1 protein-coding gene is annotated in these 508 nt (G+C 45.5%); it reads left to right on the top strand.

Annotated elements, in window-relative coordinates:
• Window positions 1-508 (top strand): GGDEF domain-containing protein (locus R7Q46_RS30570; protein ID WP_318078764.1); only part of this gene is annotated, 508 nt, incomplete at both ends.

Genomic DNA, 508 nt, shown 5'->3' with positions numbered 1-508 from the left:
TAAGTTTGACCTTGAAGCGAAATTGGCTCAAAAAGAGTTGAATTTGCTTGAGACGAAAAACGCACTTCAAGCCTCTGAGTTGCGCTCGCAACGTTACCGCGAAATGTTCTACTTTATCGCTATAGCAGCCATTGGTGTAGTGGGTTTCCGTTATGTTTTGCGAGTCAAAAAGATCAATAAAGCACTAACGCAAGAAAGTACTACAGATCTCTTGACTGGCCTTCACAATCGCCGCTATTTAGAAGTATGGTTAGAGAAGATGGCCCGCCGCACTCCAGATAGAACCTTCGCGCTTGCGGTTCTTGATGTCGACCATTTCAAAGCGTTTAACGACACTTATGGTCACGACATCGGCGACCAAATGTTGATGCATATTGCCTCTATTTTCAACGAATCCACTCGCTCAGGTGACCTGCTGATTCGTTGGGGCGGTGAAGAATTTGTGTTGCTGGTGGAGGTGAACGATCCAAATGATTGTGTGAAATCGCTAGAGCGTTTGAGACATGTC

Source organism: Vibrio sp. 811 (assembly GCF_033339195.1).
This window is presented reverse-complemented; position numbering and strand designations above follow the sequence as displayed.